This is a genomic window from Olsenella intestinalis (assembly GCF_023276655.1).
Lineage (GTDB): Bacteria > Actinomycetota > Coriobacteriia > Coriobacteriales > Atopobiaceae > Olsenella_J > Olsenella_J intestinalis.
This window is the reverse complement of sequence record NZ_JALGRK010000002.1, coordinates 690,011-709,563: the sequence shown is the minus strand read 5'-3', so window position 1 is coordinate 709,563 and position 19,553 is coordinate 690,011. Positions and strand designations below refer to the sequence as shown.

The 19,553-nt window shown below is 69.2% G+C and carries 20 protein-coding genes; 12 read left to right on the top strand and 8 right to left on the bottom strand.

The window, feature by feature from the left end; genetic code table 11:
• Position 1 precedes the first annotated feature (1 nt).
• The 4 genes from M5D76_RS07800 to M5D76_RS07785 all read left to right on the top strand — a co-directional run bounded on the left by M5D76_RS07800 (position 2) and on the right by M5D76_RS07785 (position 2,877).
• Positions 2–1,342 carry a Y-family DNA polymerase gene (locus tag M5D76_RS07800; RefSeq protein ID WP_248922820.1) on the top strand — a complete coding sequence of 447 codons (1,341 nt, stop codon included), beginning with the start codon at positions 2–4 and terminating at the stop codon, positions 1,340–1,342.
• Entirely contained in the window at positions 1,332–1,694 is a 363-nt protein-coding gene (locus M5D76_RS07795; protein WP_248922819.1) for a YolD-like family protein, read from the top strand. Before M5D76_RS07800 ends, M5D76_RS07795 begins: the two co-directional genes overlap by 11 nt.
• A 90-nt stretch (positions 1,695–1,784) precedes the next feature.
• Entirely contained in the window at positions 1,785–2,030 is a 246-nt protein-coding gene (locus tag M5D76_RS07790; protein WP_248922818.1) for a hypothetical protein, read from the top strand.
• Between the two features lie 109 nt (positions 2,031–2,139).
• Positions 2,140–2,877: a GntR family transcriptional regulator gene (locus M5D76_RS07785; protein WP_248922817.1), complete on the top strand. Its 738-nt coding sequence runs from the start codon at positions 2,140–2,142 to the stop codon at positions 2,875–2,877.
• A gap of 37 nt (positions 2,878–2,914) precedes the next feature.
• Here the strand turns inward: M5D76_RS07785 and M5D76_RS07780 are convergent, their stop codons facing one another.
• The 7 genes from M5D76_RS07780 to M5D76_RS07750 form a co-directional block, all read right to left on the bottom strand.
• Complete coding sequence (locus tag M5D76_RS07780) at positions 2,915–3,385, bottom strand: RrF2 family transcriptional regulator (protein WP_248922816.1); 471 nt, start codon at positions 3,383–3,385, stop codon at positions 2,915–2,917.
• Positions 3,386–3,389: 4 nt separating this feature from the next.
• Positions 3,390–3,845: a Fe-S cluster assembly sulfur transfer protein SufU gene (gene sufU, locus M5D76_RS07775; RefSeq protein ID WP_248922815.1), complete on the bottom strand. Its 456-nt coding sequence runs from the start codon at positions 3,843–3,845 to the stop codon at positions 3,390–3,392.
• Positions 3,835–5,100 carry an aminotransferase class V-fold PLP-dependent enzyme gene (locus M5D76_RS07770; protein WP_248922814.1) on the bottom strand — a complete coding sequence of 422 codons (1,266 nt, stop codon included), beginning with the start codon at positions 5,098–5,100 and terminating at the stop codon, positions 3,835–3,837. The genes sufU and M5D76_RS07770 overlap by 11 nt, the downstream gene beginning before the upstream one ends.
• 3 nt (positions 5,101–5,103) lie before the next feature.
• The gene (locus M5D76_RS07765) at positions 5,104–6,267 is read right to left on the bottom strand and encodes a SufB/SufD family protein (protein WP_248922813.1); all 1,164 of its coding nucleotides are present in this window, start codon (positions 6,265–6,267) and stop codon (positions 5,104–5,106) included.
• On the bottom strand, positions 6,267–7,652 hold the full coding sequence (gene sufB / locus M5D76_RS07760; protein WP_248923072.1) for a Fe-S cluster assembly protein SufB: 1,386 nt from the start codon (positions 7,650–7,652) through the stop codon (positions 6,267–6,269). Before sufB ends, M5D76_RS07765 begins: the two co-directional genes overlap by 1 nt.
• 100 nt (positions 7,653–7,752) lie before the next feature.
• On the bottom strand, positions 7,753–8,517 hold the full coding sequence (sufC, locus tag M5D76_RS07755) for a Fe-S cluster assembly ATPase SufC (protein ID WP_248922812.1): 765 nt from the start codon (positions 8,515–8,517) through the stop codon (positions 7,753–7,755).
• Between the two features lie 229 nt (positions 8,518–8,746).
• Positions 8,747–9,574: a Cof-type HAD-IIB family hydrolase gene (locus tag M5D76_RS07750; RefSeq protein WP_283102123.1), complete on the bottom strand. Its 828-nt coding sequence runs from the start codon at positions 9,572–9,574 to the stop codon at positions 8,747–8,749.
• Between the two features lie 166 nt (positions 9,575–9,740).
• On the opposite strand from M5D76_RS07750, the gene M5D76_RS07745 reads away from it, so the two are divergent.
• The 7 genes from M5D76_RS07745 to M5D76_RS07715 all read left to right on the top strand — a co-directional run bounded on the left by M5D76_RS07745 (position 9,741) and on the right by M5D76_RS07715 (position 18,639).
• A complete protein-coding gene (locus M5D76_RS07745; protein WP_248922811.1) occupies positions 9,741–10,928 on the top strand; it encodes an acyltransferase in 1,188 nt (395 codons plus the stop codon).
• A gap of 92 nt (positions 10,929–11,020) precedes the next feature.
• Positions 11,021–11,365 carry an Asp-tRNA(Asn)/Glu-tRNA(Gln) amidotransferase subunit GatC gene (locus M5D76_RS07740; protein WP_248922810.1) on the top strand — a complete coding sequence of 115 codons (345 nt, stop codon included), beginning with the start codon at positions 11,021–11,023 and terminating at the stop codon, positions 11,363–11,365.
• Complete coding sequence (gene gatA / locus M5D76_RS07735; protein ID WP_248922809.1) at positions 11,365–12,885, top strand: Asp-tRNA(Asn)/Glu-tRNA(Gln) amidotransferase subunit GatA; 1,521 nt, start codon at positions 11,365–11,367, stop codon at positions 12,883–12,885. The genes M5D76_RS07740 and gatA overlap by 1 nt, the downstream gene beginning before the upstream one ends.
• Positions 12,882–14,444 carry an Asp-tRNA(Asn)/Glu-tRNA(Gln) amidotransferase subunit GatB gene (gene gatB, locus M5D76_RS07730; RefSeq protein ID WP_248922808.1) on the top strand — a complete coding sequence of 521 codons (1,563 nt, stop codon included), beginning with the start codon at positions 12,882–12,884 and terminating at the stop codon, positions 14,442–14,444. The genes gatA and gatB overlap by 4 nt, the downstream gene beginning before the upstream one ends.
• Positions 14,445–14,625: 181 nt before the next feature.
• Complete coding sequence (locus M5D76_RS07725; protein WP_248922807.1) at positions 14,626–15,774, top strand: C40 family peptidase; 1,149 nt, start codon at positions 14,626–14,628, stop codon at positions 15,772–15,774.
• A gap of 239 nt (positions 15,775–16,013) precedes the next feature.
• Positions 16,014–17,174 (top strand): lactaldehyde reductase, encoded by a 1,161-nt coding sequence (fucO, locus tag M5D76_RS07720; protein ID WP_248922806.1) that lies wholly within the window; start codon positions 16,014–16,016, stop codon positions 17,172–17,174.
• A gap of 139 nt (positions 17,175–17,313) precedes the next feature.
• Positions 17,314–18,639, top strand: coding sequence for an Mbeg1-like protein (locus M5D76_RS07715; RefSeq protein WP_248922805.1), 1,326 nt, complete (start codon positions 17,314–17,316; stop codon positions 18,637–18,639).
• On the opposite strand, the gene M5D76_RS07710 is transcribed toward M5D76_RS07715, so the two are convergent.
• Entirely contained in the window at positions 18,636–19,001 is a 366-nt protein-coding gene (locus M5D76_RS07710; protein WP_248922804.1) for a phage holin family protein, read from the bottom strand. The two genes, M5D76_RS07715 and M5D76_RS07710, sit on opposite strands and share 4 nt — an antisense overlap.
• A gap of 135 nt (positions 19,002–19,136) precedes the next feature.
• Between M5D76_RS07710 and M5D76_RS07705 the strand changes: the two genes are divergently transcribed.
• Positions 19,137–19,445, top strand: a complete 309-nt coding sequence (locus tag M5D76_RS07705) for a YerC/YecD family TrpR-related protein (protein ID WP_248922803.1) — start codon at positions 19,137–19,139, stop codon at positions 19,443–19,445.
• The last annotated feature ends 108 nt before the right edge of the window (positions 19,446–19,553 follow it).

Here is a 19,553-nt window from a genome sequence, read left to right as displayed (position 1 = left end):
CTTGAAGAGACAGTACCTGGTCATCGACCTCAAGAGCTTCTATGCCAGCGTCGAGTGCGTCGAGCGCGACCTCGACCCCATGACGACTGACCTCGTGGTCGCCGACGAGACGCGCACCGACAAGACGATCTGCCTTGCCGTGTCGCCCTCGCTCAAGGCGAAGGGCGTGCGCAACCGCTGTCGCCTCTTCGAGATCCCGGACCGCCTCGACTACATCGTGGCGCCGCCGCGCATGGCGCTCTACATCGAGCGCGCGGCTGACATCTACGGCATATACCTCAAGTACCTCTCGCCCAACGACATCCACGTCTACTCGATCGACGAGGCCTTCCTCGACATCACGGGCTACCTCGCGCTCTACGGCTGCACCGCGCGCGAGCTCGGCGAGCGGATCCGGCGCGAGGTCGTCGACACCACGGGCATCCCCGCGACCTGCGGCCTGGGCACCAACCTCTACCTCGCGAAGGTCGCCCTCGACATCACGGCGAAGCACAGCGAGGACTTCTTCGGCATCCTCGACGAGCAGCTCTACCGCGACACCCTCTGGACGCACACGCCGATAACCGACTTCTGGCGCGTGGGCGCGGGCACCGAGCGGCGTCTGGCGGGCCTCGGCATCCACACGATGGGGCAGCTCGCGGTGCACCCGCAGGACCCGATCTATCGGCTCTTCGGCGTCGACGCCGAGATCCTGATAGACCACGCCTGGGGCCGCGAGCCGGTCACCATGGCCGACATCAAGGCGTTCAAGTCGCGCGACCGGTCGCTGTCGAGCGGGCAGGTCTTCGGCTGCGACAAGAGCTACGCCGACGCGTTCGTGATCGCCCGGGAGATGGCGGACGACCTCGTGCTGCAGCTCGTCGACCAGCACCTCGTTGCCAAGAACCTCACGCTCTCCGTGGCCTACCGGCTGAGCGCGGAGGAGAAGAGCATGCTCTTCTCGGCCCAGCCGGGCGAGGGGCGCATAGGCGAGCACGGGGTGCGCGCCCAGTGGGGCGTGTTCTTCGAGAACGGGTCGGTGCGCTTCACGGTGCCCACGAACTCGCGCGCCCAGATCCTGGGCGATCTGAGGGAGCTCTTTCCCCGCGTCGTGCTGCGCGACCGGCCCGTGCGCCGCATCCAGATGGCGCTCGGCGGCGTCGAGGAGGAGGGGAAGGGTCAGCAGATGGACCTCTTCCAGGATGCGGACGCGCTTGCGCGCGAGCGCCGCAGGCAGGAGGCCGTGAGCGCCGTGAAGCGCAAGTTTGGAAAGAACGCGCTGCTCAAGGGTATCGACCTCCTCCCGGAGGCGACCCAGCGGGAGCGCAACGAGCAGATCGGGGGACATCGCAGTGGAGTATGACTCGAGCAAGCGCGTCGTGGCCAGGCGGCGCATGCCGATGAGCGAGCGCGCGAAGATCTTCATGCCCTTCGATGCGCTCAAGGGGTACCGCGAGGCGCTGCGCGAGCGCGAGCGGCAGGCGCTCGCCGTCGAGCGGCGCGAGCTGACGGAGGAGCAGCGGGAGCTACTCTCGGCGGAGGTCGCCGCGCTCGAGCGCGGGGATGAGATCGAGGTCACCCACTTCGAGGGCGGCCACTACGAGGTCTGCCGCGGGGCGTTTGGTGGCATCGACGAGGGGCTTGGCGCGATCATCGTGGACGGGCGCCGCGTCGAGATGGCCGACGTCGTCGCCATTGCGCGCACGGAGGGATAGAGCCTGCGGGGCGTGACGCTGACGTGCGGGGTGTCGGACGGGTGCCTTCCTGGCACATGGTTCACTATACTGGTACGGTAGGTGAGAGAAATGCACAAGCTCGATAGGAGCGAAATGTCGGACAGGGGAGCTCGCGGCGGGGGCGCCAGGGTTGCCGGTGTACTCATCCTCGTCGTGGCGGCGGTCGTCTACGCGACCGGCTGGCTCGACAGCATCGCATCGCTGCTCGTCCTCGCCCTTGGCGTGGTGGTGGGCATTGCCCTGCTCTACCTTGGCGTGACGCAGAAGCGAGACGCAGGGGACGCCGATGGGGGCGATGACGCGGACATGTGGTAGTGCTGCGGGCACCTTTTCCGGGAGCTAGTGCTAAACTATATAAAAGAAGAAAGTTATGGCATAGCCCTAACAGCGCTTTTAAACCGAAAACCCATGTGAGGTGTTGTCCTTGCCGCTCTCAGATAACTCGCTGATTCCCCTCTATCGTCAGGTCATGGACAGCCTGTCCGCGGACATCGAGAACGGCACGTACCCCGTTGGAGCTCGTATTCCCTCTGAGACGGAGCTCTCGGATATCTATGGCGTGAGCCGCATCACCGTGCGTCGTGCCGTGACCGAGCTCTCCTCTGAGGGGATCCTGACGAAGAAGCAGGGCAAGGGAACCTTCGTCAACGCACCCAAGCTCTCGACGAAGCTGTATCAGAGCTGTATCGCGGACACCTTCCAGGAGATGTGCGACAGGGCGGGGCGCAAGTCATCGTTCTCCCTCCTCGGGCGGGAGGTCGTCAGATGCGAGGACTCGCGCGAGGCGTCCTTCTTCGCGCCAGTGGGTTGCGACCGCCTGATTCACATCATGCGCATCCTCTACGTCGACGACGTGCCGCTGGCCCTCGACGACTCGCTTCTGCCCTACGACGAGTTCTCGTACATGGTAGACGCCGACATGACGAGCAAGTCCATGCTCGACGTGCTCCGTGAGAGGGGTGCGCGTGAGCGCGGCAAGGGCACCTTCACCAAGATCGACCTCGTCCGGGCCACCAGGGACGTCGCATCCAGCCTCTGCGTTTCCGAGGGCGAGCCGCTATGGCTGCGCGTGCGCCATGCCGTCGACGACGAGGGCGTTCCCCTCTACGTGAGCAGGTGCCACATCGTGGGATCACTCTACAGCATAGGGATCCAGGGATAGGCAAGAGAACGGGCGCCCCGCAGGGCGCCCGTCGTCATTACGTGCAGGTGTTGCCCGAGCCTTCGCCCGGCCCCTCGTCCGCTTCGGCGTTGATGGCGCCTGGCGTGGGCAGGATGTCGGCCAGCGTCTTGCTGTCGAGGTAGGAGGACGTGACTTTGCCGAGGTCGCGCCAGATCGAGACCGTGGGGCAGGAGTCGATCTGCGGGCAGATCTCGCCGGAGGTGCAGTCGAGGCACGAGACGGGGGCGAGGGAGCCCTCTGCCGCGCGCAGGATGGAGCCGAGGGTGTACTCCTCGGGCTTGCGCGTGAGGCGATAGCCGCCGCCCTTGCCGCGCATGCTCTCCACGTAGCCGGCGTGGTGCAGAAGAGAGACGACCTGCTCGAGGTACTTGCGGGAGATTCCCTGGCGCTTGGCGACGTCGCCGAGGGAGACCCAGCCGCCGTGCTCGGCGAGGTCGCCCATGATCCTAAGGGCGTAGCGCCCCTTTGTCGAGAACATGCCGGCCACGGTGCTACTCCTGGGTCTCGGCGAGCATCTCGTCGAGGGTGCGCCAGGCGAGCTCGGCGCACTTGACGCGCGCGGGCATGTGGGAGATGTCCTTGAGCATGGCGGCGTCCTCGAGGGATGCGATCTTCTCGGCGTCGGTCTCCTCGCCGCGGACCATGCCCATGAAGGTGCGGCAGAGCGTGCGGGCCTCCTCGGGGGTCTTGTCGACCATGAGGTCGCTCATCATGTCGGCCGAGGCCTGGCTGATGGCGCAGCCGTGGCCCTGGTAGGAGGCCTCCTCGATGGTCCCGTCGTCGCCGATGCGCACGTAGAAGGTGAGCTCGTCGCCGCAGGAGGGGTTGACGCCCTCGTGGGTATGGGTCGCGTCCTCGAGCACGTAGCGGTAGTCGGGGTGCGAGACGTGGTCCATGAACTGGGGGTTGTAGAGGCCGGGCACGCCGGCGTGGGTGTTAGCGTCCATTGAACACCTGCCAAACCATCTTGAGGCCCTCGACCAGGCGGTCGACGTCGGCCTTGTCGTTGTAGAAGGCGACGCTCGCGCGGCACGTGCTTTGGTAGCCGAGCTCGGTGAGCAGCGGCTGGGCGCAGTGGTGGCCCGCACGGATGCACACGTCGGAGGCGTCGAGGATCGAGCTGACGTCGTGGGGGTGAACCCCGTGGACGTCGAAGGAGACGGCGCCGATGTGGCGGCTGCCGTCGGTGGGGCCGATGACGTCGACGAAGTCGAGGGCAGCCAGCGAGTCGGTGAGGTAGGTCGCGAGCGCGCGCTCGCGACCCTCGACGGCCTCCATGCCGAGGGACTCGAGGTAGGCGATGGCGGCGTCGGTGGCGAAGGAGCCCGCGGCGTCCTGGGTGCCGGCCTCGAACTTCTGCGGCACGGGGGCCCAGACCGCGTCGGTCTCGGTCACGGAGTCGATCATCTCGCCGCCGGTGAGGAAGGGCGGCATGGCATCGAGGACGTCGGCCTTGCCCCAGAGGACGCCGATGCCCATGGGGCCGCCGAGCTTGTGGGCCGAGAAGGCGAGAAGGTCGCAGTCGAGCTCGCGCACGTCGACGCCGATGTGGGGGACCGACTGGGCGCCGTCGACGACCATGTAGGCGCCCATCTCGTGGGCGCGGCGCGCGATGGCGGCGACGTCGTTCTCGACGCCGAGCACGTTGGAGACGTGCGTCACCGAGACGATCTTGGCCTTGGGGCCGATCTTCTCGTCGATCTCCTGCTGGGTGATGCGGAAGTCCTCGTCCATGCGCAGGTAGACGAGACGGGCGCCCGTCTCGCGGCAGAGCTGCTGCCAGGGGATGAGGTTGGAGTGGTGCTCCATGATCGAGATGACGACCTCGTCGCCCTCGCCGAGCACGACCTGGCGGCCGAGCGTGTTGGCGACGAGGTTGAGCGACTCGGAGGTGTTGCGCGTGAAGACGATCTGGCTGGCCTGGGGCTCGCCCTTCTCGTCGATCGCGCCGATGAAGCGCGCTATGCGCCCGCGCGCGTCCTCGATCGCCGAGGTGGCGGCCACCGAGAGGCGGTAGAGGCCGCGAAGCGGGTTGGCGTTCATGGTCTCGTAGAAGGTGCGCTGCGCGTCGAGGACGGCCGCGGGGCGCTGGGCCGTGGCGGCGCTGTCGAGAAACGCGATCTGGGGGTTTTGGACCAGAAGCGGGAAGTCAGCCTTGTAGGGGCTCTCGGCGATGGCCGCGAGCTGGGGGTCTGTGAGCATCGTCTACCTTTCGACGTTCGTGTCGGTGGTTGCGGCGGGGCCGGCTGCGGCCTCCTCGGCGAAGGCGTCGCCGAAGATCGAGGTCGCGCGGCTGACGACGGCCTGGCGCGAGGTCGCCTCGGGGGCGTGGGCCAGGGCGTCGTCGAAGATGGCGCGGCTGAAGAGCGCCTCGACGTCGGACTCGGAGAGGCCGCGGCAGGCCAGGTAGGCAAGCTGCTCGGGGCTGATGGTGCCGATGGTGGCGCCGTGGTTGCCCTGGACGTCCTCCTCGTCGCAGAGGATGGTGGGCAGCGTCTTGTTGGTGACGCCGTCGCCGCAGACCAGCACGCACTCGAGCTCGTTGCCGCGGGAGTTCTTCGCGCCGTGGATGAGGTCGATGGTCTCGCGCATGGTCTTGGTCGCGTCGTCGAGCAGGACGCCCGTCGCGGAGAGGTCGCTCGTGGTGTTTCGGCCGCGCTGGCGCACGACGTGGTTGACGTCGAGAAGGTCGGCGTTCCTCACGACGTAGCGGTTCGTGAGCTCGACGTGGGCGGAGCTGCCGGCGAGGTTGGCGGCGAGTCCCATGGCGACCTTGGCACCGCCGAGGGCGTACTGGCGTACGACGGCGCTGGCGTGCTCGGCGCAGTCGACGCCGATGGCCTCGAGGTGCTGGCGGCCGGCCGCGGAGGCGACGATCTCGACGATCTCGACGGAGGCGCCGCGCTCGCAGATGACGCGCAGGGCCGAGCCGGTGGTGGGGGCGCTGGCGCCCTTCTCGGTGGGGGAGCCCTGGGTTGCCGAGGCGCTCACGCAGATGGTGGCCGAGGCGCCCTCGCGGACGATGACGCCGGCGCTCGCGAAGGGGTGCCCGTCGTCGACGGCGACGAGGACGGGCTCCTCGCGGCGGGTGTGCGCGGGGACCTCGACGTAGGTCGCGCCGTCGGCCATGCGGCCGACCCAGTCGACGGCCTCGTCGCCGAGGCCAGTCTCGACCTTGGAGAGGATCTGGGGCAGGCGGTTGAAGGCGGCGCCGGTGCTTGAGGGCGAGGGTGCCGGCACGTCGAAGGAGACGTCGTTGATGCGCAGGTAGTTCCAGGTCTGGGCCGGGGGCGTGTTGACGTGCGACAGCGTGAGGGCGTCGCTCGCCGAGGCGGCGCGGTCCATGGGTGTGCTCTTCTCGGCGGCCATTATCCGATCGCCCCTTCCATCTCGAGCTTGATGAGGTTGTTCATCTCGACGGCGTACTCGAGGGGCAGCTCCTTGGAGACGGGGTTCGCGAACCCGTTGACGACCATGGAGCGCGCCTCGGCCTCGGAGCAGCCGCGGCTCATGAGGTAGAGGATCGTGTCGTCGGAGATGCGGCCGATCGTGGCCTCGTGGCCGACCTGGGCCGTGGCGCAGCGGACGTCCATCGCAGGGATGGTGTCAGAGCGGCTGATGTCGTCGAGCATGAGCGACTGGCACGAGACCGTTGCGCGGGCGCGCTCGGCGTGGCGGCCGACGACGATGGAGCTGCGGAAGGTGTTGAGGCCGCCGTCCTTGGAGATGGACTTGGTCTCGACCGAGGCCGTGGTGTCGGCGCCGGAGAGGACGACCTTGCAGCCGGTGTCGAGGTCCTGCGTGGCGCCGGCGAAGGTGATGCCGGTGAAGTCGCAGGTCGAGCGGTCGCCCTTGAGGATCGTGGTGGGGTAGAGGTACGAGACGTGGCTGCCGAAGGAGCCCGAGACCCACTCCATGCGCGCGTCGGAGGCGACGCGGGCGCGCTTGGTGTTGAGGTTGAACATGTTCTTCGACCAGTTCTCGATCGTGGAGTAGCGCAGGCGCGCGCCGTCCTTCACGAAGAGCTCGACGGCGCCGGCGTGCAGGTTGGCGTCGTAGTACTTGGGCGCGGAGCAGCCCTCGATGAAGTGCAGGTCAGCGCCCTCGTCGACGATGATGAGGGTGTGCTCGAACTGGCCGGCGCCCTGCGCGTTGAGGCGGAAGTAGCTCTGCAGCGGGTACTCGACGGTCACGCCCTTGGGGACGTAGACGAACGAGCCGCCGGACCAGACGGCGTAGTGCAGCGCCGCGAACTTGTGGTCGAGCATGGGGATGAGCGTGCCGAAGTACTCGCGCACGACGGGCTCCCACTCGGGGTCGAGCAGGGCGTCCTCGATCGTGGTGTAGACGACGCCGTACTTGGCGACCTCCTCGCGCATGTTGTGGTAGACGATCTCGGAGTCGTACTGGGCGCCCACGCCGGCGAGGCTCTCGCGCTCCGCCTGCGGGATGCCGAGGCGCTCGAAGGTGTCCTTGATGTCGTCGGGGACGTCGTTCCAGTCCCTGGCCTGCTTGGCCTTGGGGCTGACGAAGGTCGAGATGTTGTTGAGGTCGAGGCCGTCGATGGAGGGGCCCCAGTTGGCGGGCATCTCCATCTCGTGGTAGGTCTCGAGGGCCTTGAGGCGCATCTCGAGCATCCACTCCGGCTCGCTCTTCTTGGCGGAGATGGCGCGCACGATCTCGGGGGTGAGGCCGTCGGCGTAGCGCTCGTAGCCCTCCTCGGACTTGGTGAAGTCGTAGAGGGAGCGGTTCACGTCGTCGACGACGGAGCGGCCCTTCTCGTCGACGCGGGGCTCGGTGGACGCGGGTTGCGACGCGCCGAGGCCCGCGGTGGTGTCTTTGATGTCGGCCACGCTACGCCTCGCTCTTCTCGCCCAGGGCGCCCTCGAAGCGGCCGAAGCCGTGCTCGTCGATCTCGTCGATGAGGGAGGCGGGGCCGGACTCGACGAGGTTGCCGTGGACCATGACGTGGGTCTCGTCGACGGTCAGGCGCTCGAGGATGCGGGTGTTGTGCGTGATCATGAGCAGGGCGCCGTCGCAGTCGGCGCGGTAGGCCTCGACCGCGCGGGAGACGACGGAGAGGGCGTCGACGTCGAGGCCGGAGTCGGTCTCGTCGAGGATGGCGAGCTTCGGACGGAGCAGCAGGAGCTGCAGCATCTCGATCTTCTTCTTCTCGCCGCCGGAGAAGCCGACGTTGAGCTCGCGCGTGAGGAAGGAGTCGTCGATCTCGAGCTGCTCGGAGACCTCGGCGACGCGCTGGCGGAACTTGCGCGCGGTGGTCTTGAGCTCGGGGCGCATCTGGCAGATCGTGCGCAGGAAGCTGTAGAGGGGCACGCCGGGGACCTCGACGGGCGCCTGGTAGGAGAGGAAGATGCCGGCCAGGGAGCGCTTGTCGGCGCCCTTCTCGGTGAGGTCCTGGCCGTCGAAGGCGATGGTGCCCGACGTCACCTGGTAGGCGGGGTCGCCCATGATGACGTGGCCGAGCGTCGACTTGCCGGCGCCGTTGGGGCCCATGAGGACGTGGGTCTCGCCCGCGCCGATGGTCAGGTCGATGTCGTGGAGGATGGGCTTGTCCTCGGTCCCGGCCGAGAGCCCGGTGATGCTGAGCAACTGTGACATGGCGCCTCTCTCTTGCGTGCGGCGCGCGTGCGCCGCGATTTTGCCGGGCGGGCAAATGGGCGGTCTACCTGCGAAGACGCATGCGGGGTAGACGATCGTTGCCGTGTGCCCGGATATATTCCTACCTACGAAGGGGGATTTTACCCCGACGGGGGCGCGACTTCAACGTCGGCACAACAAATATGTATGCGTCGTGCGGGTGCGTCCGGCGGGGGTGGCCGGCGGGGCGCTACTCGTGCGCGAGCATGTGTGCGACCTCGGCGATCGCGCCGTCGTCGCAGGTGGCGTCGAGGCGCACGTCGGCCGCGGCGGCGACCTCGGGCGTCGCGTTGGCGACGGCCACGCCCAGGCCCGCGGCCGCGATCATGACGAGGTCGTTCGCGGAGTCGCCCACCGCGACGGTGTCGGCCATGTCGATCCCGAGGGCGGACGCCAACCTGCGCAGGCCGTGACCCTTGTTGACGCCGGCGGGGTTGAACTCGAGGTAGCGGTTGGACGAGAAGGTCCACTCCGTCCTTGAGACGAGGTCGGCGTCGGCGGCCCTCATGCGCTCGAGCAGGCCGCGCAGGCGCTCGAGTCCGTCCGGGTCGACGAAGAGCACCTTCGCGACCTTCGCGTCGCCGAGGAAGGCCATGCCCTCCTCGGGCGCGTCGCAGATCTCCATGTGGCCGCGCAGGTAGCGGCGCTCCGCCTCGACGAGGCCCCAGCCCCAGCAGGTGCCGTCCATGGTGTACGCATGGGCGCCGAAGCCCGCCGCTCGGCCGAGCGCCAGGAGCCGCTCCGCGTCGCTGCGGGAGAGCTCGGACTGGGCAAGCGGGCTCTTCTCACCCACGCGATGGATGCAACCGCCGTTGTAGCTGATGACGTAGGAACCCTCGAGCAGGTCGCGGATGGGGGAGAGCGAGGCGAGGATCGAGCCGTACGCGCGGCCCGACGCCGGCACGAAGAGCACGCCCCGCTCGCGCAGCTCGCGCACCGCGTCGACGTTGGCCTGCGGCACGGCGTGCGTGTGATCGAGGAACGTCTCGTCCATGTCGCTCGCCACGATCGTGTGCATCCCGCTCTCCCTCTGCGTCGTTTTCGCTGTTTCCGTGAGCATGTCGCGCGCGTGCGGTCGCTGTGTATCATGGGCACCCACGCACGCGGGCGCACGCCCGCCCCACTAGGGTAGCGCGCCGAGGCAAACGTCGCGCTGTCGGTCTCGCAGGGTCTGGGAGGTCTTGATGCGAGCAGTGACCACAGGTTCCGAAACGCAAGGCGACGAGCTGGCGACCACGGCCGCCGCCGAGAAGAGCCGCCCCCGCGCCCGCGACGCGTCCCTCGACCTCGTGCGCGCCGTGGCCATGGTGCTCGTGGTCCTGTGCCACTTCGGCCCCCTGGTCATGTCCCACCACCCCGCTGCCCTCAGCGTCTGCACGTCGCTGGGATTCCTGGGCGTGCCGCTCTTCGTGATGCTCACGGGCTACCTCATGCTCGGCCGCACCTACGACGACGCCACGCTCGCGCACTTCCTCAAGCGCAACCTCCTCGGCATGCTCGTCGCCTTCGAGATCTGGAACGCGCTGTGGTGCGTGCTCGGCAACAACGTGCCGGCGCTGCTGCCCGGCGCCAACGGCCTGCCCACCGACCCCGTCGAGGCCCTGCATGCGGCCCTCTTCCTCGGGCCGACCGGCAACGCCCTCTGGTACCTGCACATGTCTCTGGCGCTCTACCTCGGCATCCCCGTCGTCTCCTGGGCCCTGCAGAAGCTCCGCGGCCCGTATCGCGTCCTTCTTGGCGTCTGCCTCGTCGCCTGCGGCACTCTCGTCCCCAGCCTCGTGGCGGCACAGGCGTCGCTGCGCCCGTCGCTCATCCCGCTCGCGCCCGTGCTCGAGATGAGCGTCTTCTCCGCCTCGGTCTGGGGCCACAGCGCCTGGCTGCTCTTCCTCGTCGTCGGCTACGCCGCGCGCACCCTGCGCGACCGCCTGCGCCCCGCGCCCCTGGCCCTCGGCCTCGTCGCCTCCGTCGCCGCGCACAGCCTCCTCAACACGAGGCTCATCCTCTCGGGTCGCGCGGTCCTGAACGACTACGACTTCGTCCTCGTGGTCGCCTCCTCGGTCCTGCTGTTCCTGCTGCTGCTCAGCCTCGGCCGACGCATCCAGTCGCCGCGCGCCGCCTCCGCCCTGGCCTGGGTCTCCGAGCGCTCCTTCGGCGTCTACGTCACCCACCTTTGGGTCATCGGCGGCCTCTTCACGCTGGTCCGCCGCTTCGGCATCCACCCCGAGGGCGTCAACTCGCTCTCGCACGACCTCACGCTCCTGCTCGCCGGCATCCCCGCGGTCTGCTGCGTCTCGCTCGCCGTCGTGCAGCTCCTCGCCCTGGTCCCGCCCGTGCGCCGCTGGGCGCTGCTCATGCGCGACCGCACCCGCTAGGGCATTGCCCTAGAATGCTTGCCTAGGCATCAGCCGGGACCGCGTGCCCGGCACCGCGCGGCCGCGCCGCGCCGACAGGGGAGGTGAGTCACGTGTCGCTCTCGCTCGACGAGGTCGCCCACATCGCGGCCTACGCCCGCATCGACCTCGACGCCGCCGAGCTCGTCTCCATGCGCGACTACCTCGACGACGCCCTCGCGATGCTCGACCCGCACCTCCTCGCAGACGCCGGCCGAGAAGAGCCCGCCCCCGTCCCCGACGCCGCGCCCCAAGGCGACGCCGCCCCATGCCCCGAGCCCCTCTCCACGCTCGCGCCCGACGTGCCCGACCCCGGGCGCTGCCTCGCCCCGGACGTCGCCCTCGGCGCCGCGTCCACAACCGAGGGGCAGAGCTTCCGCATTCCCCGGATCCTCGACGACGGCCAGGGCGGCGCCTGATGGCAAGCGTCGACCAGCTCACGGCCGCAGGCGTCGCCTCCGCGATCGCCGAGGGAGCCCTCTCGGCCGTCGAGGTCGCCACCGCCGCCCTCGACGCGATCTCCGCGCGCGACGCCGACCTGCACGCCTACCTCGAGGTCACGCCCGACCTCGCGCTCGAGGCCGCGCGCCGCGTGGACGAGCGCCGCGCCGCCGGCGAGCCCCTCGGGCCGCTCGCGGGCGTGCCCTTCGCCATCAAGGACAACCTTCAGCTCGAGGGCACCCACACGACCTGCGGCTCGCGCATGCTCGAGGGCTACGCCTCGCAGTTCACGGCAACCGCCGTCAGTCGCATGCTCGCCGCCGGCGCCGTCCCGCTCGGCAAGACCAACATGGACGAGTTCGCCTTCGGCAGCTCCTGCGAGGCCTCCGCCTTCGGCCCCACGCGCAACCCCTGGGACCTCGCCCGCGTCCCCGGCGGCTCCTCGGGCGGCTCGGCCGCGGCCGTCGCGGCCGGCGAGGCGACCCTCGCACTCGGCTCCGACACCGGCGGCTCGATCCGCCAGCCCGCGAGCCTCTGCGGCGTCGTCGGAATGAAGCCCAGCTACGGCACCGTGAGCCGCTACGGCCTCGTGGCGTTCGGCTCCTCGCTCGACCAGGTCGGCCCGCTCGCGCGCACCGTGCGCGACGCGGCGCTCTGCCTGCAGGCCCTCGCCGGAGGCGGCCCCGACCCCCTCGACGCGACGACCACCGGCGCCCCGCGCGACTTCCTCGCGCACCTCGGCCCTGCCGCCGACGCGCCCGAGCCCCTGACCATCGGCCTCGTCCCGCGCCTCCTCGAGGCCGAGGGTCTCGACGCCGACGAGAAGAGCGCGCTCTCGCACGCCAGGCACGTCCTGGCAGACCAGGGCGCGACCTTCGTCGAGCTCGACCTTCCCCACGCGGACGCCGCCATCGCGGCCTACTATGCGATCGCCTCCTGCGAGGCCTTCTCCAACCTCGCGCGCTTCGACGGCGTGCGCTTCGGCGCGCAGGTAGGCGCCCCCACGCTCGCCGAGCAGACCTCCCGCACCCGCGCGGCCGGCTTCGGGGCCGAGGCCCGCCGGCGCCAGCTGCTCGGCGCCTACCTGCTTTCCTCCGACGCCTACGAGCGCTACTTCACCCAGGCCCAGCGCATCCGCCGGTCCATCGCGGCAGACCTCTCCCGTGCCCTTTCGCGTTGCGACGCGATCCTCGCGCCCGCAAGCCCCACCTGCGCCTTCGGCTTTGGCGAGCGCTCCGACCCGGTGCGCATGTACGCCTCCGACCTCTTCACGGTCGGCTGCAACCTCGCCGGCAACCCCGCGATCTCCGTCCCGCTCGGCCTCGGGCCCCAATCGGGCCTGCCCGTCTCGGCCCAGCTCATCGGTGCCTGCCACGACGACGCACGCCTCCTCGGCGTCGCGGCCGCCCTCGAGCGCGGACATGGCGCCTCCGCCTCGGCCGAACCCGCGCCCGTCGCACCCGCCTTCCTCGGCAGGGGAGGGGAGCTCCCCGCATGAGCGAGCGCATCCAGGACATACTCTCCCGCTGGCAGGCCTCGATCGGGCTCGAGGTCCACGTCGAGCTCACGTCGCTTGAGACCAAGCTCCTCTGCGGCTGCACCCTCTCGCGCAACGCCGAGCCCAACACCCACGTCTGCCCCGTCTGCCTGGGGCTTCCCGGCGCCCTTCCCGTGGCGAACCGCGAGGCCGTACTCGCCGTGGCGCGCACGGGCCTGGCCCTCGGCTGCGCCGTCGAGCGCCGCTCGACCTTCTGGCGCAAGCACTACTTCTATCCCGACATGGCCAAGAACTTCCAGACCACGCAGGGCCCCGTCGCGATCTGCATGGGCGGCAGCGTCGAGGTCGAGCTCGACGCCGAGACCGCCCGCGAGCGCCCCGACGCGCCCACGCTGCGCCCGGCCCCCGACGGCGGCTACGTCACACGGATCCGCATCCGCCGCATCCACCTCGAGGAGGACGCCGCCAAGATGGTCCACGTCGGCGGCGCCGAGGGCCGCATCGCCGGCGCCACGCACTCGCTCATCGACTACAACCGCGCCGGCACGCCGCTCATGGAGCTCGTCTGCGAGCCCGACCTGCGCACCCCCGCCGAGGCCCGCCGCCTCGTCGAGCACCTGCGCCAGACCCTGCTCGCCCTCGGCGTCTCCGACTGCTCGCTCGAGGCCGGCTCCCTGCGCGTCGACGCCAACGTGAGCCTCGCCCGCGCGCACGCGCCCGAGCTCGGCACCAAGTGCGAGATGAAGAACCTCAATTCCCTCAAGTCCCTCCACGACGCCCTCGCCTTCGAGGTCCGCCGCCAGGCCGCGCTGCTCGACGCCGGCAAGGCCGTCCGCCAGCAGACGCGCCACTGGGAGCCCACGTCCCGCCGCACGATCGCCCTGCGCACCAAGGAGGCCTTCGACGACTACCGCCTCTTCCCGGATCCCGACCTGCCGCCCATCCTCATCTCCGACGACGTCGTCGAACGCCTTCGCGCCTCCCTTCCCGAGCTTCCCGCCGAGAAGAGCGCGCGCTACGTCTCGCAGCTCGGCCTCAGGCGCCGCGAGGCCCGCATGATCGCGGCCGACCCAGCCCTCGCGTCCCTCTTCGAGGCCGCCCTCGCCGTGACCCCCGAAACGCCCGCGACCCCCGAGGCGCCCGCGACCCCTGCGCGCGACCTCGCGACCACGGTCGCCAACGTCATCGTCAACCTGCGCCCCGCGCACGGCTGCCTCGCCGCCGCGCAGGTGCGCTCCATCGCACAGCTCCTGCACGACGAGGCCCTGACCTTCGCCCAGGCACGCGACGTCATCGACGCCGTCGCGCCGACGGGGGAGGACCCCGCACGATACGTGGACGCCCACGGCCTCAGGCAGAACAGCGACCGAGAGGAGCTTGCCTCCGTCGTCGACGACGTCCTCGCGCGCTCGGAAGACCAGGTCGCCCAGTACCGCGCGGGCAACACGAAGGTCGTGGGCCACCTCATAGGCCAGTGCATGCGCGAGGCCGGTGCGGCAGGAAACCCCAAGCTCTTCTCGGCCCTCTTGAGGGAGCGCCTCGACGCCCAGGGCGCCTGACGCCATTGGAACGCGCACGCACATCAGCCCTCGCTCACAGGCTCCGCACACATGTCCAGAAACCGTGAACTTGCTACCAGCGGAGACATCCGCAAGTCTGTAAAGTTCGCGAGCCGGGTAACAGATGCTATTATGTAACAGCCTATGCAAACGCAACCTATCGAAGAAATCGAGGAAACCGATGCAGAACAAGGCAAAGCAAGCCATTGCAGCGGCGCTCTCCGCGACGCTCGCTTTCTCTGGCGCGACCGCGCCTATGCTCTCCAGCGTTGCCTACGCTGACGAGGCCAGCGACCTCCAGTCGCAGCTCGACGCCGCCAACGCCAGGCTCAACTCTCTCTACCAGCAGGCTGAGTCCATCTCCGAGCAGCTCAACGACACGCGCGTCCGCCTCGAGGACACCAAGTCCAAGATCTCCGAGCTCGACACCAAGATCGAGCAGCAGGAGAAGGACCTCAAGCAGGCCCAGGGCATCCTCGCCGACCACGTGGCAGCCAACTACAAGAGCGGCCCCACCTCGCTCCTCTCGCTGATCCTGAGCTCCAGCTCCTTCGACGAGCTCACGAGCAACATCTACTATGCGACCAAGGTCAGCCAGAGTGACGCCGAGGCGATCTCCCGCGTCAAGACCCTGCGCAACGAGCTTGACGAGTCCAAGTCCTCGCTCGAGCGCGAGAAGGACGAGCAGGAGGAGCTCGCGTCCGCCCAGGAGAGCCAGCAGGCCTCCCTCTCCGCCCAGGCCGCCGAGGCCCAGAACTACGTCAACGGCCTTGACGCCCAGGTGAAGGAGGCCCTCGAGGCCAAGCGCGCCGCCGAGGCCGCTGCTGCTGCCGAGGCCGCCGCTGCGGCCCAGGCCCAGTCCATGGCCGCCGCGCAGGCTGCCGCCCAGGACAACGGTGGCGGCAACTACGGCGGTGGCGACGAGGGCGGCTCCTATGATGGTGGCGGCTCCTACGACGGCGGCGGCTCCTACGATGGCGGCGAGGTCGACGAGGGCTGGCGCTCCGTCGTCGTCGCGACCGCCTACGCCCAGATCGGCAGCGAGTACGTCTGGGGTGGCGAGACGCCCGGCGCCTTCGACTGCTCCGGCCTCGTCAAGTACTGCTACGCCGCCGCGGGCATCGGCCTCGGCCACAGCTCCGGCTCCCAGGCCGCCTACTGCAACAAGCCCGTCTCCCAGGCCGTCCCCGGCGACATCTGCTGGACCCCTGGCCACGTCGGCATCTACGTCGGCAACGGCGCCGTCATCGAGGCCATGCAGCCCGGCATGGGCGTGCGCTACAACGCCGGCGCCCTCTACGGCTACTCCAGCTGCGGCTCGCCCCTGTAAGGGTCCGCGCATAGCACAGCGCCTACGACGAGGCGCCCGTCCCGAGCAGGGGCGGGCGCCTTTCTCTTGCGCGGGCGAGAAGAGCGTATTATACCGACTTTAGAGACGTTTTATACCCCTCAGCTCGCTTTTCTCCGTTCACTGATTAAACGAGTGATTGAACGGATTTAGTTTGTTTAGATTGCCATACTGTTCGCGGTAATCGTGCGAAGCACGCATTCTCGACCCTGGAGGTAAGCATGGCTAACCGCTTCGTCCTCAACAACATCTCCTATCACGGCTCCGGCGCGATTAAGGAGATCCCCGGCGAGATCGCCCGTCGCGGCTTCAAGAAGGCCTTCGTCTGCTCCGACCCCGACCTCGTGAAGTTCGGCGTCACCGCCAAGGTGACCGACCTCCTCGACGAGGCCGGCATCGCCTGGAGCCTCTATTCCGAGATCAAGCCCAACCCCACGATCAAGAACGTGCAGGACGGCGTCACCGCCTTCAAGGAGTCCGGCGCCGACATGATCGTCACCATCGGCGGCGGCTCGTCCATGGACACCGCCAAGGCCATCGGCATCATCGTCGAGAACCCCGAGTTCGCCGACGTCGTCTCCCTCGAGGGCGTCGCCGACACCAAGAACCACGCGACGTTCACCATCGCCGTCCCCACCACTGCCGGCACCGCTGCAGAGGTCACGATCAACTACGTCATCACCGACCCCGACAAGGTCCGCAAGTTCGTCTGCGTCGACACCAATGACATCCCCGACGTCGCCGTCGTCGACCCCGACATGATGGCCTCCATGCCCGCCGGCCTGACCGCCGCCACCGGAATGGACGCGCTCACCCACGCCATCGAGGGCTACACCACCCGCGGCGCCTGGGAGCTCTCCGACATGTTCCACTTCAAGGCCATCGAGCTCATCTCGTCCAACCTGCGTGACGCCTTCGCCGAGGCCAAGAGCGGCCAGCCCGCGTCCGGCCGCGAGGGGATGGCGCTCGGCCAGTACGTCGCCGGCATGGGCTTCTCCAACGTCGGCCTCGGCATCGACCACGCCATGGCGCACACGCTCTCCGCGCACTACGACACGCCCCACGGCGTCGCCTGCGCCATGCTGCTGCCGATCGCCATGGAGTTCAACAAGCCGGTCGTCGCCAAGCGCCTCGCCGAGGTCGCCGTCGCCATGGGCGTCGACACCGCAGGCATGAGTGAGGACGAGGCCGCCGACGCCGCGATCGCCGCCGTCAAGCAGCTCTCCGCCGACGTCAACATCCCCGCCACCTGCGACGGCCTGGTCGAGTCCGACCTCGACCAGCTCGCGACCGACGCGCTCAACGACGCCTGCTACCCGGGCAACCCGCGCGAGGCCACGCACGAGCAGGTCGTGGAGCTCTTCCGCAAGATCATGGCGTAGGCCCGGCACACAAAGCCTCCCGGGGGCGGCGCGAGCGATCGCGTCGCCCCTTTGTTTCGCGTCGGCGCCGGCTCGCAGCGCCGGTCGTCTGCTGCGCTACCATGCCACTATTCAAGGCACTCGAGTGGGGGAGAAGAGCATGGCGACCGTCGTCGACTATCTTTCGTGGAGGGGCGACCTCAGCTTCGTGGAGCGCCCCTTCAACGAGGTGGACGCCCTCATCCTGGCGACCCTCTCCTACCTCGACTTCACGGGCATCGTCCCCTCTGGAGACAACGTCATCACCCTGCGTGACGCCTGCGAGGCCCTGCTCGACCAGGCCGCGGGCGACCTTGCGCCCTACGTGCGCTCGCTCGCCTCGATCGACGAGTCGTTCCTGCGTGCGCTTGCCGCGTCCCGCCGCTTCGGCCGCCTTGCCATGCGCGACTACGTCGACGTCGTCGACGACGCCCGCTCGCTCCAGTTCGCCGCCCTCACGGTCGACCTCGGAGCCTGCGCGCCGGCCGACGCCTTCGTGTCCTTCCGCGGCACCGACCTCACACTCACCGGCTGGCGCGAGGACCTCATGCTGAGCTTCGAGGTGACCGAGGCCCAGGAGCGCGCCCGCGCCTACCTCGAGCGCATCCTCGACCAGGGCCACACCGTGCTCGTGGGCGGCCACTCCAAGGGCGGCAACCTCGCGGCCTTTGCCGTCGCGGCCGCAGAAGAGCGCCTGCTCGACGGCGTCGTGCGCGTCTGGAGCTTCGACGGACCCGGCATGGACCCCGCCGTCATGGCCCGTGGCCCCCTCGACGCCATCGGCAGCCGCTTCCGGCGCGTGCAGCCTGCCTACAGCGTGGTCGGCCAGCTCTTCGACCGCGCGGACACGCCGCGCCGCCACGTTGTGAGCTCGGCCGACGCGATGATGCAGCACGACCCCATGACCTGGCAGGTCGACCGCGACGCCCTCGTGCTCGCCGGCGGACTCGACCCGGCCGCGCGCCGTCTCGACGACGCGCTCGCGGCGTGGCTCTCCGCCCTCGACCTCGACCAGCGCGCGGCCTTCACGACAGAGCTCTTCGACATCCTGGGGGCCGGTGGCGCGACGAGCCTCTCCGACCTCACGACGCCCGCCAACCTCCAGCGTGTGGCCGCGGCGGCAGCGGGTGCGAGCGAGACCACCAAGTCCGTGGTCATGGGGCTCGTGGGCGCGGGCGTGAGCTCGACGACGGGCTCGGTCGCCGCGGCGATCGGCTCCGCAGTCAAGGGTGCGGTGCACGGCGCGCAGCATGCGGCCGCTGGCGCGGCGCAGGCCGCGGGCTCGGTGCTCAGGAGAGGCGAGAAGGACGCCGCGTCCCGGGAGTCTGCCCACCCAGAGGTCGACGCCGCAGGACAGCCCACGGCCCAATCAACAGATGAAACCATCCTCATCGAGGACGTCACGACCGACCCCTCGGTCGAGAAGAGCCAGCCTCGCGCCCGCTAGTCGTCGACGCCCAGAAACGCGTTCATGATCGCCATGACGATCGAGATGACGATCGAGCCGACGAGCGCTGCGCCGAACGAGTCGATGGAGATGCCCGCGTGGAAGATGTTTCGCGACAGCCAGCTCGCGACCTCGAGCATGAGCGCGTTCACCACGATGAGGAACAGGCCGAACGTGATCACCGTCAGCGGCAGCGACAGCGCGCGCGTGATCGGCTTGAGCGTGGCGTTCACCAGGGCGAGCGCCAGCGCGCACATGATGGGCCCGGCGTAGGTCCCGCCGACGGCCTCGATCCCGGGCACCAGCGCGACGGCCACCATCGTGGCGACGGCGCAGGCGATCCAGCTTGCGATGAACCTCATGTGCTCCTCCAGTCAGCGGAGACTCGAACGTAAGCCATTGTACGCCGCACGTCGTCCGCCTGCCCGTCCCGAGCGATTTAATGCGCTAAAGTGGGTGAGAAGAGCATACGTCCCGAGACGGAGGGAACCCGCCGCATGCGCAAGGCGAATCACAACCTAGAGCAAGAGGTCGAGCGCCTCTGCGCCGCGATCGCCACCCTCTCCGACGAGGCCGAGGCCCGCGCGTTTCTCGTCGACATCCTGAGCCCGCGCGAGCTCGACGACCTCGCGCAGCGCCTCGAGGTCGCGCGCCTTCTCGCCGACGGCGCCTCCTACGTGGACGTCTCGAGTGCGACCGGCGCGTCGTCGACCACGGTGAGCCGCGTCTCCAAGTGCCTGAACGGCGAGGCGGGCGGCTACCGGACCGTGCTCGCGCGCCTGGACGCGCCCGGCGACGACTCGTAGACGCAGTCCGTCACGCCCATCGAGCCGCACGGAATTACTGTCCAGTCGCGGCCGTATCCTAGAGTCGCACATGCACAGCCGACACCCGCGCCCGCGCGCGTCGCGCCA

What these genes read in the sequence shown, in the direction of transcription:
- M5D76_RS07750 (WP_283102123.1), bottom strand. Translation starts at nt 9,574, where the DNA reads ATGCACACGATCGTGGCGAGCGACATGGACGAGACGTTCCTCGATCAC.
- M5D76_RS07705 (WP_248922803.1), top strand. Translation starts at nt 19,137, where the DNA reads ATGCGCAAGGCGAATCACAACCTAGAGCAAGAGGTCGAGCGCCTCTGC.
- M5D76_RS07745 (WP_248922811.1), top strand. Translation starts at nt 9,741, where the DNA reads ATGCGAGCAGTGACCACAGGTTCCGAAACGCAAGGCGACGAGCTGGCG.
- M5D76_RS07725 (WP_248922807.1), top strand. Translation starts at nt 14,626, where the DNA reads ATGCAGAACAAGGCAAAGCAAGCCATTGCAGCGGCGCTCTCCGCGACG.
- fucO (WP_248922806.1), top strand. Translation starts at nt 16,014, where the DNA reads ATGGCTAACCGCTTCGTCCTCAACAACATCTCCTATCACGGCTCCGGC.
- M5D76_RS07710 (WP_248922804.1), bottom strand. Translation starts at nt 19,001, where the DNA reads ATGAGGTTCATCGCAAGCTGGATCGCCTGCGCCGTCGCCACGATGGTG.
- sufC (WP_248922812.1), bottom strand. Translation starts at nt 8,517, where the DNA reads ATGTCACAGTTGCTCAGCATCACCGGGCTCTCGGCCGGGACCGAGGAC.
- sufU (WP_248922815.1), bottom strand. Translation starts at nt 3,845, where the DNA reads ATGGACGCTAACACCCACGCCGGCGTGCCCGGCCTCTACAACCCCCAG.
- gatB (WP_248922808.1), top strand. Translation starts at nt 12,882, where the DNA reads ATGAGCGAGCGCATCCAGGACATACTCTCCCGCTGGCAGGCCTCGATC.
- M5D76_RS07715 (WP_248922805.1), top strand. Translation starts at nt 17,314, where the DNA reads ATGGCGACCGTCGTCGACTATCTTTCGTGGAGGGGCGACCTCAGCTTC.
- M5D76_RS07765 (WP_248922813.1), bottom strand. Translation starts at nt 6,267, where the DNA reads ATGGCCGCCGAGAAGAGCACACCCATGGACCGCGCCGCCTCGGCGAGC.
- gatA (WP_248922809.1), top strand. Translation starts at nt 11,365, where the DNA reads ATGGCAAGCGTCGACCAGCTCACGGCCGCAGGCGTCGCCTCCGCGATC.
- M5D76_RS07770 (WP_248922814.1), bottom strand. Translation starts at nt 5,100, where the DNA reads ATGCTCACAGACCCCCAGCTCGCGGCCATCGCCGAGAGCCCCTACAAG.
- M5D76_RS07790 (WP_248922818.1), top strand. Translation starts at nt 1,785, where the DNA reads ATGCACAAGCTCGATAGGAGCGAAATGTCGGACAGGGGAGCTCGCGGC.